Origin of the sequence: Variovorax sp. J22R115, from assembly GCF_030317005.1 — a bacterium.
In the GTDB taxonomy this organism is placed as follows: domain Bacteria; phylum Pseudomonadota; class Gammaproteobacteria; order Burkholderiales; family Burkholderiaceae_C; genus Variovorax.
Map to the genome: position 1 here is coordinate 45,988 of NZ_JASZYM010000015.1, position 16,188 is coordinate 62,175.

Annotated in this window: 12 protein-coding genes and 1 pseudogene; 9 read left to right on the top strand and 4 right to left on the bottom strand. The window is 67.1% G+C overall.

The features are described 5' to 3' along the window. The first annotated feature begins 10 nt into the window (after positions 1–10). The 4 genes from QTI04_RS25070 (at position 11) to QTI04_RS25085 (ending at position 5,990) form a co-directional block, all read left to right on the top strand. Positions 11–3,241, top strand: a complete 3,231-nt coding sequence (locus QTI04_RS25070) for an efflux RND transporter permease subunit (RefSeq protein WP_286617930.1) — start codon at positions 11–13, stop codon at positions 3,239–3,241. A 20-nt stretch (positions 3,242–3,261) separates the two neighbouring features. Further along, positions 3,262–3,948: a protein-L-isoaspartate O-methyltransferase gene (locus QTI04_RS25075; RefSeq protein WP_286604237.1), complete on the top strand. Its 687-nt coding sequence runs from the start codon at positions 3,262–3,264 to the stop codon at positions 3,946–3,948. Between the two features lie 13 nt (positions 3,949–3,961). Continuing rightward, positions 3,962–4,300: a rhodanese-like domain-containing protein gene (locus QTI04_RS25080; protein ID WP_286604236.1), complete on the top strand. Its 339-nt coding sequence runs from the start codon at positions 3,962–3,964 to the stop codon at positions 4,298–4,300. 157 nt (positions 4,301–4,457) lie between these two features. Next, positions 4,458–5,990, top strand: coding sequence for a TolC family outer membrane protein (locus tag QTI04_RS25085; protein ID WP_286617931.1), 1,533 nt, complete (start codon positions 4,458–4,460; stop codon positions 5,988–5,990). Here the strand turns inward: QTI04_RS25085 and QTI04_RS25090 are convergent. Together QTI04_RS25090 and QTI04_RS25095 are read right to left on the bottom strand one after the other, a co-directional pair. Next, entirely contained in the window at positions 5,920–6,648 is a 729-nt protein-coding gene (locus tag QTI04_RS25090; protein ID WP_286604234.1) for a substrate-binding domain-containing protein, read from the bottom strand. The genes QTI04_RS25085 and QTI04_RS25090 overlap by 71 nt on opposite strands. Positions 6,649–6,753: 105 nt before the next feature. Further along, positions 6,754–6,879 (bottom strand): annotated as a pseudogene (locus QTI04_RS25095) (LysR family transcriptional regulator); the annotation flags it as partial. A 99-nt stretch (positions 6,880–6,978) separates the two neighbouring features. On the opposite strand from QTI04_RS25095, the gene QTI04_RS25100 reads away from it, so the two are divergent. The 3 genes from QTI04_RS25100 (at position 6,979) to QTI04_RS25110 (ending at position 11,070) form a co-directional block, all read left to right on the top strand. Beyond that, a complete protein-coding gene (locus tag QTI04_RS25100; protein WP_286617932.1) occupies positions 6,979–7,962 on the top strand; it encodes a tripartite tricarboxylate transporter substrate binding protein in 984 nt (327 codons plus the stop codon). A gap of 3 nt (positions 7,963–7,965) precedes the next feature. Then, a complete protein-coding gene (locus QTI04_RS25105; protein WP_286617933.1) occupies positions 7,966–9,834 on the top strand; it encodes an alkyl/aryl-sulfatase in 1,869 nt (622 codons plus the stop codon). A 219-nt stretch (positions 9,835–10,053) separates the two neighbouring features. Beyond that, complete coding sequence (locus tag QTI04_RS25110) at positions 10,054–11,070, top strand: autotransporter outer membrane beta-barrel domain-containing protein (RefSeq protein ID WP_286617934.1); 1,017 nt, start codon at positions 10,054–10,056, stop codon at positions 11,068–11,070. A gap of 138 nt (positions 11,071–11,208) precedes the next feature. Here the strand turns inward: QTI04_RS25110 and QTI04_RS25115 are convergent, their stop codons facing one another. Both QTI04_RS25115 and QTI04_RS25120 read right to left on the bottom strand, forming a co-directional pair. Further along, a complete protein-coding gene (locus QTI04_RS25115) occupies positions 11,209–12,564 on the bottom strand; it encodes a 3-deoxy-D-manno-octulosonic acid transferase (protein WP_286617935.1) in 1,356 nt (451 codons plus the stop codon). Between the two features lie 10 nt (positions 12,565–12,574). Continuing rightward, positions 12,575–13,957 (bottom strand): phosphomannomutase/phosphoglucomutase, encoded by a 1,383-nt coding sequence (locus QTI04_RS25120; protein ID WP_286617936.1) that lies wholly within the window; start codon positions 13,955–13,957, stop codon positions 12,575–12,577. 112 nt (positions 13,958–14,069) lie between these two features. Between QTI04_RS25120 and QTI04_RS25125 the strand changes: the two genes are divergently transcribed. After that, positions 14,070–15,638, top strand: coding sequence for a DNA-3-methyladenine glycosylase 2 family protein (locus tag QTI04_RS25125; RefSeq protein ID WP_286617937.1), 1,569 nt, complete (start codon positions 14,070–14,072; stop codon positions 15,636–15,638). Between the two features lie 5 nt (positions 15,639–15,643). Then, entirely contained in the window at positions 15,644–16,141 is a 498-nt protein-coding gene (locus tag QTI04_RS25130) for a methylated-DNA--[protein]-cysteine S-methyltransferase (protein WP_286617938.1), read from the top strand. The last annotated feature ends 47 nt before the right edge of the window (positions 16,142–16,188 follow it).

The following is a 16,188-nucleotide window of genomic DNA, read 5'->3' on the forward strand; positions in this document are numbered from 1 at the left end:
ACGCATCGCCATGTGGTTCACCCGCGTCAGTCTCAAGAATCCCGTCTTCGCGACGATGCTGATGCTCGCGCTGGTCGTGCTCGGCATGTTCTCGTACCAGCGGCTGCAGGTCGACCAGTTTCCGAACATCGACTTCCCGGTCGTGGTGGTCATCACCGAATACCCCGGCGCCTCGCCCGAGATCGTCGAGAGCGAGGTGACCAAGAAGATCGAGGAAGGCGTCAACTCGATCGCCGGCATCAACGCCCTCACCTCGCGCAGCTACGAGGGCCAGTCGGTCGTCATCATCGAATTCCAGCTCTACGTGGACGGCCGCAAGGCCGCCGACGACGTGCGCGAGAAGGTCGCTGCCGTGCGGCCGCTGTTTCGCGACGAAGTCAAGGAGCCGCGCGTGCTGCGCTTCGACCCGGCTTCGCGTGCGGTCTGGTCGGTTGCCGTGCTGCCGGAGGGCGACAAGGACAGGCAGCCGAGTGCCGTCGAACTCACCAACTGGGCCGACCAAGTGCTGAAGAAGCGGCTCGAAAACGTGCGCGGCGTCGGCTCCGTCACGCTGGTGGGTGGCACAAAGCGCGAGATCAACATCTACCTGAACCCGCAGGCCATGGAGGCCTTCGGCGTGAGCGCGAGCCAGGTGGTCGAGGCGGTGCGCAGCGAAAACCAGGCGCTGCCGGTCGGCTCGGTGCGCTCGCTCGAACAGGACCGCGTGGTGCAGATCGACGCGCGCATGGAACGGCCCGAGGACTTCGGCCGGATCATCGTCACGCGCAAGGGCGGAGCGCCGATTCGCGTCGACCAGGTCGCGACGGTGAGCGACGGTGCCCAGGAACTCGACAGCCTCGCCCTCTACAACGGCCAGCGCACGCTGCTGCTGTCGGTGCAGAAGGCGCAGGACGAGAACACCATCCAGGTGGTCGACGGCCTCACGAAGGCGATCGCCGAGATCAAGCCGCAACTGCCGCCCGGCGTGCGCCTCGAACCCATCGCCGACGCCTCGCGGCCGATCCGCGTGGCGGTCGAGAACGTGCGCCGCACGCTGATCGAAGGCGCGCTGCTCACGGTGCTGATCGTCTTCCTGTTCCTGAACTCGTGGCGCTCCACCGTCATCACCGGCCTCACGTTGCCGATCGCGCTGATCGGCACCTTCTGGTTCATGGCGATGTTCGGCTTCACGATCAACATGATCACGCTGATGGCGCTGTCGCTGTGCGTGGGCCTGTTGATCGACGACGCGATCGTGGTGCGCGAGAACATCGTCCGCCACGTGCAGATGGGCAAGGGCCCCTACCAGGCGTCGCTCGACGGCACGCAGGAGATCGGGCTCGCGGTGCTCGCGACCACGCTGTCGATCGTCGCGGTGTTCCTGCCGATCGGTTTCATGGAAGGCATCATCGGCAAGTTCTTCCACGAGTTCGGCATCACGATCGTGGCCGCCGTGCTGATCTCGATGTTCGTGAGTTTCACGCTCGACCCGATGCTCTCCAGCATCTGGCACGACCCAGCCATCGACAAGCACGGCAAGCGCGAGGCGCCCGTTACCTTCTACGACAAGACCATCGGGCGCGTGACCGGCTGGTTCGACGATGCGACCGAGCGTCTGGCCGAGGGTTACCAGTCCATCCTGCGCTGGGCGCTGGTGCACAAGCTGGCAACCCTGGCGGCGGCACTGGGCATCTTCATCGCGAGCGTCTTCATGGTGCCGCTGCTCGGTACGGAGTTCGTGCCCAAGGCGGATTATTCCGAAACGGCCATCAGCTTCTACACGCCGGTGGGCTCCTCGCTCGAGGTCACCGAAGCCAAGGCCCGGCAGGTCGAGACCGTGCTGCGCGAGATGCCGGAGGTGCGCTACACGCTCACCACCATCAACACCGGCGATGCGCAGGGCAAGATCTACGCGAGCATCTACGTGCGGCTGGTCGACCGCAAGGCGCGCAGCCGCAGCGTCGACCAGATGTCGACGGTGCTGCGCGAGCGGCTGCGTTCAGTGCCGGGCATTACCGTCACGCACGTCGGCCTGCGCGACTCCGTGGGCGGCAACAAGCCCATCGAGTTCTCTCTGCAAGGCCCCGACCTGAAGGAGCTCGAGCGGCTCACGGCGAAGGTGATGGAGGCGATCCGCCCGATCCCCGGTCTCGTCGATCTCGATTCGAGCCAGAAGCCGAACAAACCCACGGTGAGCATCGTCGTTCGGCGTGATGCGGCATCGGATCTCGGCCTGGGCGTGACGCCCATCGCGACGGCCCTGCGCACGCTGGTGGCCGGCACCACGGTCGGCAACTGGCGCGCGCCCGACGATCAGACCTACGACGTCAACGTGCGGCTCTCGCCCGAAGTGCGCAACTCGCCGGCCGACCTGGCTCGCCTGCCCTTCGTCAGCACGGCGGTAGGTGCCAATGCGGACGGATCGAGCCGCATCGTGCGGCTGTCGCAGGTGGCCGAAGTGCGCGAATCCACCGGGCCCAACCAGATCAACCGCCGTGCACTTGCACGCGAGGTCAGCATCAACGCCAACGTCGATGGCCGCTCGGCGGGCGAAGTCTCGGCCGACATCCGCAAGGCGCTGGCGGGCATCGCGTTCCCGCCGGGCTATGGCTGGCAGTTCAGCGGCTCGACCAAGAACATGCAGGAATCCTTCGGCTATGCGGTGTCCGCATTGGCGCTGGCGATCATCTTCATCTACATGATTCTGGCCAGCCAGTTCAAGAGCTTTCTGCAGCCGCTGGCGCTCATGACGGCGCTGCCGTTGACGTTGATCGGCGTGGTGCTGGCGCTGCTGGTGTTCGGCTCGACGCTGTCGATGTTCTCGATCATCGGCGTGGTCATGCTGATGGGGCTTGTCACCAAGAACGCCATCCTGCTGGTGGATTTCGCGATCCGTTCGCGCGAGCCGGGCGTGGCGGCCGACGGCAGCGTGGTGCCGGGCCTGCCGCGCGCCGAGGCGCTCCTGCTCGCAGCGCGCGTGCGGCTGCGGCCCATCCTCATGACGACGCTGGCGATGATCTTCGGCATGGTGCCGCTGGCCTTCGCGATCACCGAAGGGTCTGAGCAGCGCGCGCCCATGGGCCAAGCCGTGATCGGCGGCGTGATCACCTCGTCGCTGCTGACGCTGGTGGTGGTGCCGGTCGTTTATTGCTACATGGACGACCTGGCGAACTGGGCCCGACGCCGCTGGAACCGCGCGCCGGCATCGGCCGCCACCGCAGAGCCCACGGAACCGGCGCCTAAAATTGAAGGTTTGTCCTGAGTCCCACTAGGAAGAATCACATGAACCCCACTCCCACCCTGGAGCGCCTGCGCTTCAACATGATCGAACAGCAGATCCGCCCCTGGGATGTGCTCGACCTCGAGATCCTCGACCTCCTCAACAACATTCGCCGTGAGGACTACGTGCCCCCGGCCCACCGCGCGCTGGCCTTCTTCGACATGGAGATTCCGCTGGAAGGCGCGGCCACCCCGAAGGAACCCGGCCAATGCATGCTTTCGCCCAAGGTGGAAGCGCGGATGCTGCAGGACCTGCACGTCCAGAAGCACGAATCGGTGCTCGAGATCGGCACCGGCTCCGGCTTCATGGCCGCACTGCTCGCGCACCGCGCAGCGCAGGTGCTGACGCTCGAAATCGACCCGGCGTTGGCCGCGAGCGCCGCCGAGACCCTTCGCCGCAATGGCGTGATGAACGTCGAAGTGCGCAACGCCGATGGATCCCAGCCGCTGCCCAGCGGGCCGACCTTCGACGTCATCGTTCTGAGCGGCTCGGTCGCACGCATTCCCCAGGGTCTGCTGGGCTCGCTCAAGCTGGGCGGCCGTCTGGCGGCCATCGTCGGCGACGAACCGATGATGCGCGCCCACTTCGTCACCCGCAGCAGCGAAGGCAAGTGGGACACGGTGCAGCCCTGGGACATCGTGGCACCGCGCTTGCTCAACTTCCCAGCGCCTTCGCGCTTCAACTTCTGATCCGTACCATTTCATGATCGATCAAATCCGCCCGGCCGAGTTGGCCGACTGGTTCTCCCGGAACCCGGGCGCAACGCCGGTGGTCCTCGATGTGCGCGAGCCCTGGGAACTGCAGACCGCGTGCGTGGTGCCCCAGGGCTTCACGCTGGCGACCATCCCGATGAACGAGATTCCGGCCCGTGTCGCCGAACTCGACACCCATCAGCGCATCGCCTGCCTCTGCCATCACGGTGCACGCAGCCAGCGCGTGGCCGCCTTCCTTGCCCAGAACGGGTTCGACGAGGTGGCGAACATCGCGGGCGGCATCGATGCCTGGTCCGCCCAGCACGACCCTTCCGTCCCCAGATACTGATGCTCGCCCCCAGGCTTGCCCACTTCGCGTGGCCGCCCACCCCCTGCCGGGGGCAACACCGGCGGCCTGGCGGAGCCAGATCCGCGGTGTTTCTGGATTTCGCTGTCTTGTAGGCGAAGCCTTCTGACCTAGCTACTGCTTTCTTCAAGGACGTTTCATGCCCGTTCCCAGGCCTCTTCCCCTTTCGGCAGCGCTCGCGACCGTGTTCGCAGCGGCGATTGCACTGCCGGCTCACGGCCAGAGCCTGATCGAACTGTATGACTCGGCGCGCGGCTACGACGCCACCTACCAGGGCGCACGCGCGCAGTACGACGCGAGCCTGGCTCGCGCGGCGCAGGCCAAGGCGGGCATCCTGCCGTCGGTGGGGCTGTCGGCCAACGCTGCAGCCACCCAGCAGGAACTGTCGACCGACAACCTGACCGTCAATCGTGGCTTTCCGAACCAGTCCGCCGGCATCAATGCGACGCAGCCCCTGTACAGGCCTGCGAACTGGGCGGTCTACGAGCAGAGCAAGCGCCAGGTCGATATTGCCCAGGCCACGCTCACCATCGCCGAGCAGGACCTGGTCGTGCGCGTGAGCCAGGCCTACTTCGACGTGCTCTCGGCGCAGGACAGCCTCGCGCTGGTGCGTGCGCAGAAGATCGCGGTGGCCGAACAGCTCGCCTCGGCCAAGCGCAATTTCGAGGTCGGCACGACGACCATCACCGATTCGCGCGAAGCGCAGGCGCGCTACGACCTCGTGATCGCCCAGGAGATCACGGCCGAGAACGACCTGCAGGTCCGGAAGATCGCGCTCGACCAATTGGTCGGCCGCCCCGGCGCGAATCCGACGCCCTTGGCCGCGCCCGTGGTGCTGCCCACGGTGCCGGCCGACATGAACGCCTGGGTGCAACAGGCCGAAGACGTACACCCCGCCCTCACGCAGGCGAAGCTCGGCCTCGAGGTGGCCAAGCTCGAAGTGGACAAGGCCCAGGCCGGCCACAAGCCCACGCTCGACGCGCAGCTCGGCTACAACGCCACGAACAACCCCCAGGGCACCAGCACCAGCACCAGCACCGGCCGTGTGAACGTGCGGGCCGCAAGCATCGGCGTGGTGTTCAACCTGCCGCTGTTCGCGGGCTTCGCGACCGAGAACCGCGTCAAGGAAACGCTGGCACTCGAGGAGCAGCAGCGCCAGATCCTCGAATCGACGCGCCGCAGCGTCTCCCAGGCCACGCGCACGGCCTACCTGGGGCTCATCTCGGGCGCAGGACAGGTCAAGGCGCTCGAAGCCGCCGAGGCCTCCAGTCAGAGCGCATTGGACGCCAACCGGCTGGGCTACCAGGTCGGCGTGCGCATCAACATCGACGTGCTCAACTCGCAGAGCCAGCTCTTCCAGACCAAGCGCGACCTCGCGGTGGCACGCTACAACGTGCTGGTGGGCAACCTCAAGCTGCGCCAGGCCAACGGCACGCTGACTGCGGACGACCTCACCAACATCAACAACACGCTGGCCACCAACGGCCGTGCGAGCGTCGACAGCGCGGCTTCGCCCACTCAGCCTTCGGCGGCCACGCAAAGCCCGGTGCCGGTGCCCGCCAATCCGGTCTTCGTGGTTCCGCCCGTGACGACACCGCCCTTCAATCCGCAGCCGCCGACGATGCCCGTGCCGCCGCCGCCGCCGGTGATCGTCGTGCCGCCTTCGCGCTAGCCGGATCCATCATCTCGTGGACCAGGCCTGAAAAGGCCAATGCGGCCGGCGACATGGTCCGGTTCGCGAGCATCACGATGCTGTAGTGCGTCTGCATGCGCATCAGCCGCTTGATCGGCAGGCGCAGCAGCGATTCGGTCCCGTGGTTCAGGCCCACCGAATCGGGCGCGAGGATCACCGCATTGGCGGTCAGCGCCAGATGCCGCAGCGTTCCCAGGTCGTCGCACACGACGTTGAAGACGGGGCGGTCCGTCCGCTTCACCTGCTTCTCGAAATGCGCGGCCACGCCGAGCGGCAGGTTCGGGCTGGCGACCGGGTAATCCATGGCCTGGTCCAGCGTCACCTCCCCCAAGTTCAGCAGAGGGTGATCGGCGCACACGAAGAAGGACACCGACACGTTGGGCAGGCGCTTGAATTGCAGCCCCGGCTGCTTCTTCAGGTCTCGCGTGTCGGCAACAAACAGATCGAGCTGCCGTCGATGCAGCTTTTCGCTCAAGGTGTTCGGGTCCGCCACCTCGATGCGAACCGCCAGTTGCGGGTAGCGCTGCGTCATCAACGACAGAGCCGGCCGACCCAGCATGCCCGCAGCGAAAGGTCCGAGCCCGACCTGAAGGCTGCCGGTGGAAAGACCCTGGAGCAGCAACACATCGCGTTGCACCTGCTCCGCATCGGCGATGAGTTCGCGTGCCCGCGCCAGCACCAGTTCGCCCGCGGCGGTGAAGCGAACCTGGCCATAGGCCCGGTCGACGAGACGCGCCTTCAGGTCCCCTTCCAGGTTCTCGATGCTGCGCGACAGGGCTGGTTGCGAGAGGTGTACCGCTTCGGCGGCCCGGCCGAAGCTGCCCTGCTCGGACAGCGCGATCAGATGGCGAAGCTGGCGGAGTTGAATTTTGCACCCGAGTTAAAAATTAACGCTGTATTTTGCATTGGCTATTAGTTTGAGTGTTACCCAGAATCAAAGGCATTCAACCAACGAAGGAGACAGCCGATGAAGACGGCAATCACGTGGCAGCTGGCCGGCGCTCTGCTGGCGGGCCTGGCTTTGCAAGGACCTGCACAAGCGGACGACTTTCCGCGCAAGGCCGTGACGCTCGTGGTGCCCTACGCGGCCGGCGGCGGCACCGACGTGGTCGCGCGCTCCCTGGCGGAGCAGATGACGCGCCAGCTCGGCCAGCCTGTGATCGTCGACAACAGACCCGGCGCCGGCGGCATCCTCGGCACGAACGCGGTCGCCAAGGCCGCGCCGGACGGCTACACGGTGATGGTCGGGCTCACGCAGTCGCTGCTGACCAACCAGTTCCTCTACGAAAAGCTCCCCTACGACCCGCGCAAGGAGCTGGGCCTGGTCACGCAGATCGCGACCGCGCCGCTGATGCTGCTCGTGCCCGCCACGTCGCGCGTCCAGAACGTGGCCGACCTGCAGCGCGAGATGCGTGCCTCGGGCGCCGGCGGCAACTGCGGCTCGTGGGGTGCGGGCTCGTATCCGCACCTTGCCTGCGCGCACATGGCGCAGTCGTGGAAGGCCAGCATCACGCACGTTGCGTACAAGGGAGAGGCACCGATGCTGCAGGATCTCGTCGGCGGGCAGCTGAGCTTCACCTTCGGCAGCGTCGTGTCCGCCAAGGCCTACCTCGATGGCGGCAAGCTGCGCGCCATCGCCATCACGGGCGAGCAGCGCATGCCGCTCCTGCCCAACGTGCCGACCTTCGCCGAAGCCGGCTTTGCCGATCCCGAATACAGGATGTCCGGCTGGCTTGCGCTGGCGGTGCCGCAGGGCACGCCGAAGGCCGTCGTCGCACGGCTTCAGCAAGCGACGCAGCAAGCCGTCGCATCGCCAGAACTCGTCAAGCGATTCGAGGTGCTGGGCATGGTGCCGATGGGGACCACCGCCGATCAATTCCGCCAGAACTACAACGCCGACTGGCCCGTCTGGGAAAAGCTGGTGAAAGTTTCCGGAGCCAAGCTGGACTGACCCATGACGATGCGCAACACACTGATGACATCCGACTTCGAAGTCGAGAACGACGATCCCACGACCCGCGGCTTCATCGCCACGTGGCCGAACGCCGAGATCCGTGACGAGACCGGCCGCGTGGTCTGGACCATGGCGGGCTACGAATTCCTGGAAGACGAGCGACCCGCGCCGACCGTCCACCCCGGCCTGTGGGCGCAGGCACGGCGCAACATGACGCATGGCCTGTTCGAGGTAACGGAGCGCATCTACCAGGTGCGTGGCTTCGACCTCGCGAACATGACGCTGGTAGAGGGCGAGCGCGGCGTGATCATCATCGACCCGCTGACCTGCGCGGAAACCGCCGCGGCGGCGCTCAAGCTGTATCGCGAGCAGCGCGGCGACCGACCGGTCACCGCCGTGATCTACAGCCACAGCCACGTCGACCACTTCGGCGGCGTGCGCGGCGTGATCGACGAGCAGGAGGCGATCCGCCAGGGCGTGCCGATCATCGCGCCGGCGGGTTTTCTCTGGCACACGGTGGCCGAGAACATGATCGCGGGCAATGCCATGTCGCGCCGCTCGCAGTTCCAGTTCGGCCAGACGCTCAAGCGCGGGGTGTGTGCGCAGGTCGATTGCGGCCTGGGCAAGAACCTTCCGCACGGCACCGTGACCCTGATTCCGCCGACGCGCACCATCGAGAAGGAGCGCGAGAACCACGTGATCGACGGTGTCGAGATCGTCTTCGCGCTGGCGCCGGAAAGCGAAGCGCCGTCGGAGATGTTCTTCTTCTTCCCGCAGTTGCGCGCGCTGAATCTCGCGGAGCTGGGCCAGCACACCATGCACAACCTGTGTCCGCTGCGCGGCGCCCAAGTGCGCGATGCGCGGCTCTGGTCGCGCTACCTCGACGAGGCCCTGCACGAATTCGCGCCACATTCGGACGTCGTGTTCGCCCAGCACAACTGGCCCACCTGGGGCCAGGAGACGCTCACGCGCTTCATCGCACAGCAACGCGACCTCTACAAGTACGTGCACGACCAGACCGTGCGCCTCATGAACAAGGGCCAGACGGCCGTGGAGATCGCGGAGGAACTGCGCCTGCCGCCCGAGCTGGTCGACATCACGCATGCCCAGGGCTACTACGGGACGCTCGTGCACAACGTCAAGGCCGTGGTGCAGCACTACCTCGGCTGGTACGACGGCAACCCGTCGCGGCTGCATACGCTGCCACCGGTCGAGGCCGGCACGCGCTACGTGGCCTACATGGGCGGTGCCGAGGCCATGCTTGAGAAGGCACAGGCCGATTTCGAACGCGGCGAGCATCGCTGGGTGGCTGAAGTCACGAGCCACCTCGTGTTCGCGCAGCCCCGCAACCAGGCGGCGCGCGTGCTGTGCGCCGCGGCGCTGGAACAACTCGGCTTCGCCGCCGAATCAGCCACCTGGCGCAACGCGTATCTGTTGGCGGCGCGGGAGTTGCGCCAGGGCGTCCCCGCGGCCAAGCGCCGCAGCATGAGCTACGACCTGCTGAAGGCAGTGCCGATGGAGATGTTCCTCGACTGCCTGGCGATCCGACTGGTGGCCGGGCGCGCCAGCGGGCACGCCCTGAGCATCGCCTGGCACATCGTCGACGCCGGCGAGCACTGGACCCTGACGCTCGGCAATGCAGCCCTGACCTATCGCCCATCGAGCCTGAACGCCACAGCCGACGCGACGATCGCAGTGAGCCGCGACCGCTTGGCGAGCCTGCTGGCGCACGAGGACGGCATTGCCGCGGCCATTGCGAGCGGCATCGAGGCGCGCGACGTGGCCGTGGGCGGCGACGTGTCACAAGTGCACGCCTTGCTTTCGATGCTGGACGAGTTCGATCCCATGTTCAACATCGTGGAACCATGAACCAATTCACGAATCGCTGCAATCCGCCTTTCGGTAAGTGACGACTGCCGCAGACCCGCGCACAATGGCCTCGGGTTGCCCGGCTTCCCTGAGCGCCGGGCTTGTCCGAAGGAGGGTTCGGCCATGCGATGTGCGTCTCCTCAAGTGCCCGGCACGGGCACTTCGCTTCACCGGCGTGCCGACAGGCCGCACGGGTGTCTTGTCCGAACGGGCGCGCAATTGGCGGCCGTTGCCGCCCTCTTCGTGGTCCATTTCGGCGTTTACGCGCAATGCACGCCGGCGGCGGTCGGCGCAACGGGCCTCTGCCCCGCCGGCGCCAGCTTCGGCGCCATCTCCGGGCCGCAAGCCGGCGCGTACCTGGGCGATCAACGCCTGTCCAGCCTTCTGTTCGTGCACAGCCTTCAGGATCGTTTGGGAGATTCCTCGCCGGACAACCCGCGCACTGTCTGGTTTCGTGGCGGCGGCCTCGATACGAGCAGCAACGCATGGATGATGCAGGGCGGCGGGGACGTCGCGAAGTTTTCGCTGTTCGGTGGCACCGACCGTCTTCATCTGGGCGCCATGGCCGGCTATGCCGGCGCGCGCACGGATGCCCAAGCCCTCGGCACGCCGTTCCTGGCTCGCGGCGACACGTCGGGCAGCGGGGTCGGCATGTACGGCACCTGGTACCAGAACGATCGCACCCGGCTCGGCTGGTATGCGGACGTGTGGGGGCAGTACTCCAAGTTCAACAACCAGATCCAGCCAGGCTTGCCGAACGGCGCGAGTTACGACTCGCAGGTCGGCATGCTGTCGGCCGAAACCGGCTATGCCATGCGACTGGGCGAGACCAGCAACTGGGTGGTCGAGCCGCAGGGCCAGATCATCTATTTCCGCAACCGTTCGTCCAGTCCGTACACGGCCGTCGATCCCGCCGGAACCAGCGTCGAAGGTGCCCACGGCGCGTTCGCGTCGAGGCTGGGTGTGAGGCTGCGCAGTGTCTGGACCCAGGATTCGGGCTGGCGCGTTCGCCCGTATGCCGCATTCAACTGGTGGTACGACAACGCTGGCGCGGAAATCGTGGTCAACCCGTATTCGGTGCGCGACCTGTACCCGGGCAATCGCTATGAGTTGAAGGCCGGCGTCAGCGTCGACATCAGACCGGGCTGGGCGGGCTGGGGCGACCTGGGGTGGCAATGGGGCAATCAGTCCTACCAGGCGTGGACAGTTCGGGGGGGCATGAAATACGCTTGGTGAGCGGTGCTCGCCCCCAGGCTTCGCGCACTTCGTGTCGCTACGCCTACCCCCTGCCGGGGGCAACACCGGCGGACCGGCAAAGCCGGATCCGCGGTGTTTCTGGCATGGGCCTGGCTGCGCCGGCCTTGGAACTTCGCCCTATTCGAGGTGGGGTTCGGGGCGTTCCTCGGCCGCTGGGGAGGCGTGTTCCGCGATCGCCAGCAGGGCCGCAGCAGTGCGCTCGGCGGCGCCGCGGTTCATGGATGCGAAAGCGAGTGCGGCCTGGGCCATGGCTTCGCGGCGCTCGGTTTTCTCGACGAGCTTGAGGGCTGCGGTAACCGCGTGCTCCATGTCGGGGACGCGCAGCGAGGCACCGGCGGCCAGCGAGAGTTCTGCGGCTTCGGCGAAGTTGAAGGTGGAAGGGCCCATGATCACCGGGCAGCCGCAGGCAGCCGCCTCGATCAGGTTCTGGCCACCGAGGGGTTCGAAGCTGCCGCCCAGAAGCGCGGCATCGGCCAGGCCGTAGTAGAGGGCCATCTCGCCGAGCGAATCGCCGAGCCAGATCTCGGCTTCGGTCGGTGCGCCGGCGGCGCTGCGGCGCGCGACGGCGAAGCCGTTGGCCTCGACCAGCGCGGCGACCTCGTCGAAGCGCTGGGGATGGCGAGGGACGATCATCCATTGCACGTCGTGCACGCGCTTCGCAATCGACTGGATCGCCTCCTGCGTGGGCGGCACCGGAGCCAGCGCGCCGAAACGCTTCAGCACGTCGAGCAATTGCTGCTCCTCGCCGTCGCGCGAGCTTGCGAAGACGACGACCGGGCGCGGCAGCTGGCCGCGGAGCCTGGCCGCTGTCGCCAGCTGGCGCGCATCCGGCGTGGCATCGAATTTGAGATTGCCGAAGACACCGGCGACCTTGGCGCCGAGCGAGACCAGCCGGTGCGAATCGGCCTCGGTCTGCGCCCACACGGCCGCGAGCGACGAGTACGCAGGTCGCGCGAGCCAGCCGAGGCGCTCGGCGCCGGCCAACGAGTTCTCGTTCAGCCGAGCATTGGCCAGCACCAGCGGAATGCCGCGTTCGGCGCAGGCGGCCGTCATCTCGGGCCAGACCTCGGTTTCCATCAACACGCCGATGCGGGGACGAAAGCGATCGAGAAAGCGCGCCACGGGTTCGGGCGCGTCCCACGGCTGCCACACCTGCAGATCGCCGGGCTGGAGCAGTTTGGCGCCCTCTTCGCGACCCGTGGCCGTGCCGTTGGTGAGCAGGATCGGGATATCGGGGTACTGGCGGCGCAACTCTTCGATCAGGATGCCGGCAGCACGCGCCTCGCCGAGCGAAACGGCGTGGATCCAGCACCAGCCGGTACCGTTGACCGCATCGTCGTAGTGGCCGAAGCGCTCCTCGACCGCATGCGCATAGCCGGGTTCGGCCACTGCGCGCCGCCTGAGCTTGCGGCGGACCAGCGGCTGGGCCAGGGTGGTGAAAGCGCCGTAGAGGCGCAGCAGCAACGAACGCACGCTCAGGGAATCAGTGGGCGGCTTCGGCGAGGGTGGCGTCCGGCTTGGCGCTCCTGAGCAGCGCAAGCATCTCGCCTTCGATGCGATGAAGCGCGGCCTCGGTCTGGCCTTCGAAGCGCAGCACCAGCACCGGCGTGGTGTTCGATGCACGGATCAGCCCGAAGCCATCGGGCCAGTCGACCCGCACGCCGTCGATGGTCGACACCTTGGCCGGCGCATCGAACTTCGCGGTGCTGACGAGCTGGTCGACGACCGTGTGCGGCTCGCCCTCGGCGCACTTGACGTTGAGTTCGGGGGTCGAGAAGCTGGTCGGCAACGCATTGAGCACATCGCTGGCATTCGGGCTCTTGCTCAGGATCTCGAGCAGGCGGCACCCGGCATAAGTGCCGTCGTCGAACCCGAACCAGCGTTCCTTGAAGAAGATGTGGCCGCTCATCTCGCCGCCGAGGGGTGAATCGATCTCCTTCATCTTGGCCTTGATCAGCGAGTGACCCGTCTTGAAGATCAGCGGCTTGCCGCCGGCCGCCTCGATGGCCGGGCCCAGACGTTGCGAGCACTTCACGTCGTAGACGATGGTGCCGCCCGGCACGCGCGACAGCACGTCCTGCGCGAACAGCATCATCTGGCGGTCCGGGTAGATGTTGTTGCCATTCTTGGTGACGATGCCCAGCCGGTCGCCGTCGCCGTCGAAGGCGAGACCGAGTTCGGCGTCACCCGCCTGCAATGCGGCGATCAGATCCTTGAGGTTCTCGGGCTTGCTCGGATCGGGGTGGTGATTGGGAAAGTTGCCATCCACCTCGCTGAAGAGTTCAGTGACTTCGCAGCCGATCGCGCGCAGGATGGCCGGAGCCGATGCGCCGGCAATGCCGTTGCCCGAATCGACCACGATCCTGAGCGGGCGCGCGAGCTTGATGTCGCCGACGATGCGCTGCGTGTAGGCCTCAGTCACGTCGACCTTGCGAACGCTGCCACCGGGGGCCAGCTTGGCGCTGTCGGCTTCAATCACCTTGCGCAGGCCCTGGATCTCTTCGCCGTAGATCGCGCGGCCGGCCAGCACCATCTTGAAGCCGTTGTAGTCCTTCGGGTTGTGGCTGCCGGTGACCTGGATGCCGCTCGTGGCCAGCGTGTGGGCCGCGAAATAGAGCATCGGCGTCGTGACCGCACCGACGTCGATCACGTCGATCCCGGTGGCGACCAGTCCCTTGATCAGCGCCTCGACCAGCGCCGGGCCCGAAAGCCGCCCATCGCGCCCCACTGCCACCGACTTCTCCCCGGCCGCGCGCGCGGCGCTGCCGAAGGCCTTGCCGAGTGCCTCGGCGACTTCCGCGTCCAGCGTGGTGGGCACCACGCCGCGGATATCGTAGGCCTTGAAGATCGATGCGCTGAGTTGCATGAAATCTACCCCTGAAAGTTCAAGAAAATGAGGACCATTGTAGGCATGGCCCTCCTGGGCCAGATGTCCGGAAATGGCTACTCCTGCCCGTAGCCAGCCGTATCATCCTTTCATGTCCCCCACCCCAGCCTCTACCGCCGGACTCGAGAGCGACGCCTGCTACCTGGCCATGAAAGCCCATGACGCACGTTTCGACGGCTCGTTCTTCACCGGCGTGACCTCGACGGGCGTCTACTGCCGTCCGGTCTGCCGCGTCAAGCTGCCGCGGCGCGAGAACTGCTGCTTTTTCCGCCACGCTGCACAGGCCGAGGCGGCCGGATTCCGCCCTTGCCTGCGCTGCCGCCCCGAACTGGCGCCCCGCGCCGCCAGTTGGTCGACCGAAGACGCATCACGCATTCTTGCCTTGCAAGCCGCGCGCCTGATCGACGAACCCGATGCCTGGGCGGAAGACGGTCCCGGTGCGGCCCGCATCGCCGCCCGGCTGGGCGTCAGTGACCGACATCTGCGCCGCATCTTCGAGACTCAGTTCGGCGTGTCGCCCCTGCAATACCTGCAGACGCGCCGCCTGCTGGCGGCCAAGCAACTGATCGCCGACACGCGGCTGCCGATGACTCAGGTGGCGCTGGCCAGCGGGTTTGCGAGCGTCCGGCGTTTCAACGCCGCCTTCCTCTCGCACTACGGCCTCAACCCCAGTGCACTGCGCCGTGCAGGCGCGACGGCCGGTGAGCGCGAAGATGCGTCGGTCACCGTGCGGCTGGGTTTCCGCCCGCCCTACGACAGCGATGCCATGCTGGACTTCTTTGCGCGGCGGGGGCTTCGCGGCGTCGAGGCGCTGAGCGACAGCGACCGTCCGGGCGGCGCACGGCAGTTCGCCCGCACGCTTCGCGTGACGCAAGGCGGGCGCACGCTCGAAGGCTGGCTGCAGCTGCGCTTCGATCCGCAGCGCGAGCAGGTCCTGCTGCGCGTCGGCGATTCGCTCGCCGCCGTGCTGCCGACCGTGATCAGCCGGGTGCGCGCCATGCTCGATCTCGACGCCGAGCCGATGGCCATCAACAGCGCACTGCATGCGAGCTTTCCGTTCGGCGATGGCTTGCGCGTGCCGGGCACGGTCGACGGCTTCGAACTCGCGGTGCGTGCCGTGCTCGGCCAGCAGATCACCGTCGCGGCAGCCCGCACGCTGGGCACCCGGTTGGTGCAGGCTTTCGGCGAGCCGATTGCCACGCCAATCGAGGGACTCGACCGCTTGTTCCCGACGCCCGCCGCCATCGCCGGCGCGAGCGGCGATGCGCTCGGCCAGCTCGGCATCGTGCGCCAGCGGCAGGCGGCCCTGCTCGCGGTGGCACGCGAAGTGATCGACGGCCGCCTGGCGCTGCACGCCGGCGCGGATGTGCCCGCCACCCTCGCCGCGCTGCAGGCGCTGCCCGGGATCGGCGATTGGACGGCGCAATACATCGCAATGCGCGCCCTCCGATGGCCCGATGCCTTTCCGGCCGGCGACGTGGCGCTGCAAAAGGCACTCGGCGTCACGACGGCCCGGGCGGCGGCGGAGGCCTCGCTCGCCTGGCGGCCATGGCGCGGCTATGCCGTGCTGCGCGCCTGGCACAGCCCCGCACCACTGAACACCCACACGGTCGACGCAGCGACCGCTTCACCGACGACATCTTCCAGCGTCACAGCCTGACTGCCATGAAATTCAAGAACGCCATCATCTACAGCACCCACATCGAGACCTCGCTCGGCGGCATTACTCTGGCCGCGACCGACAAGGGCTTGGCCGGCGCGTGGTTCGACCAGCAACGCCACTGGCCCGACATGACCGGCTGGCAGGCGGATGCCAGCCATCCGGTGCTTCTGGAAGCGGCCTCGCAGCTCGTTGACTACTTCGCCGGTCGCCGCAAGCACTTCGACCTGACCCTGGACCTCTCCCACGGCACGGCCTTCCAGCAATCGGTATGGCAGGCGCTGCTCGCCATCCCGGCGGGCCGGACGACCAGCTATGGCGCACTCAGCGCGGGTGTCGGCAACCCGGCAGCCGTGCGCGCCGTGGGTGCGGCCGTGGGCCGCAACCCGATCAGCGTGATCGTGCCTTGCCACCGCGTGCTGGGCTCCGACGGTTCGCTCACCGGCTATGCGGGCGGGCTCGATCGCAAGACCGCACTGCTCGAACTGGAAGGCGCACTGTGAGCGAAGGCGAATGCACGGTGAGCGTCAGCGCGCCCAAGCCGGCGGGG

Excerpts from the sequence above, each read along its gene's own strand:
- QTI04_RS25070 (WP_286617930.1), top strand. The coding sequence starts at position 11 with ATGTGGTTCACCCGCGTCAGTCTCAAGAATCCCGTCTTCGCGACGATG.
- QTI04_RS25075 (WP_286604237.1), top strand. The coding sequence starts at position 3,262 with ATGAACCCCACTCCCACCCTGGAGCGCCTGCGCTTCAACATGATCGAA.
- QTI04_RS25080 (WP_286604236.1), top strand. The coding sequence starts at position 3,962 with ATGATCGATCAAATCCGCCCGGCCGAGTTGGCCGACTGGTTCTCCCGG.
- QTI04_RS25085 (WP_286617931.1), top strand. The coding sequence starts at position 4,458 with ATGCCCGTTCCCAGGCCTCTTCCCCTTTCGGCAGCGCTCGCGACCGTG.
- QTI04_RS25100 (WP_286617932.1), top strand. The coding sequence starts at position 6,979 with ATGAAGACGGCAATCACGTGGCAGCTGGCCGGCGCTCTGCTGGCGGGC.
- QTI04_RS25105 (WP_286617933.1), top strand. The coding sequence starts at position 7,966 with ATGACGATGCGCAACACACTGATGACATCCGACTTCGAAGTCGAGAAC.
- QTI04_RS25120 (WP_286617936.1), bottom strand. The coding sequence starts at position 13,957 with ATGCAACTCAGCGCATCGATCTTCAAGGCCTACGATATCCGCGGCGTG.
- QTI04_RS25125 (WP_286617937.1), top strand. The coding sequence starts at position 14,070 with ATGTCCCCCACCCCAGCCTCTACCGCCGGACTCGAGAGCGACGCCTGC.
- QTI04_RS25130 (WP_286617938.1), top strand. The coding sequence starts at position 15,644 with ATGAAATTCAAGAACGCCATCATCTACAGCACCCACATCGAGACCTCG.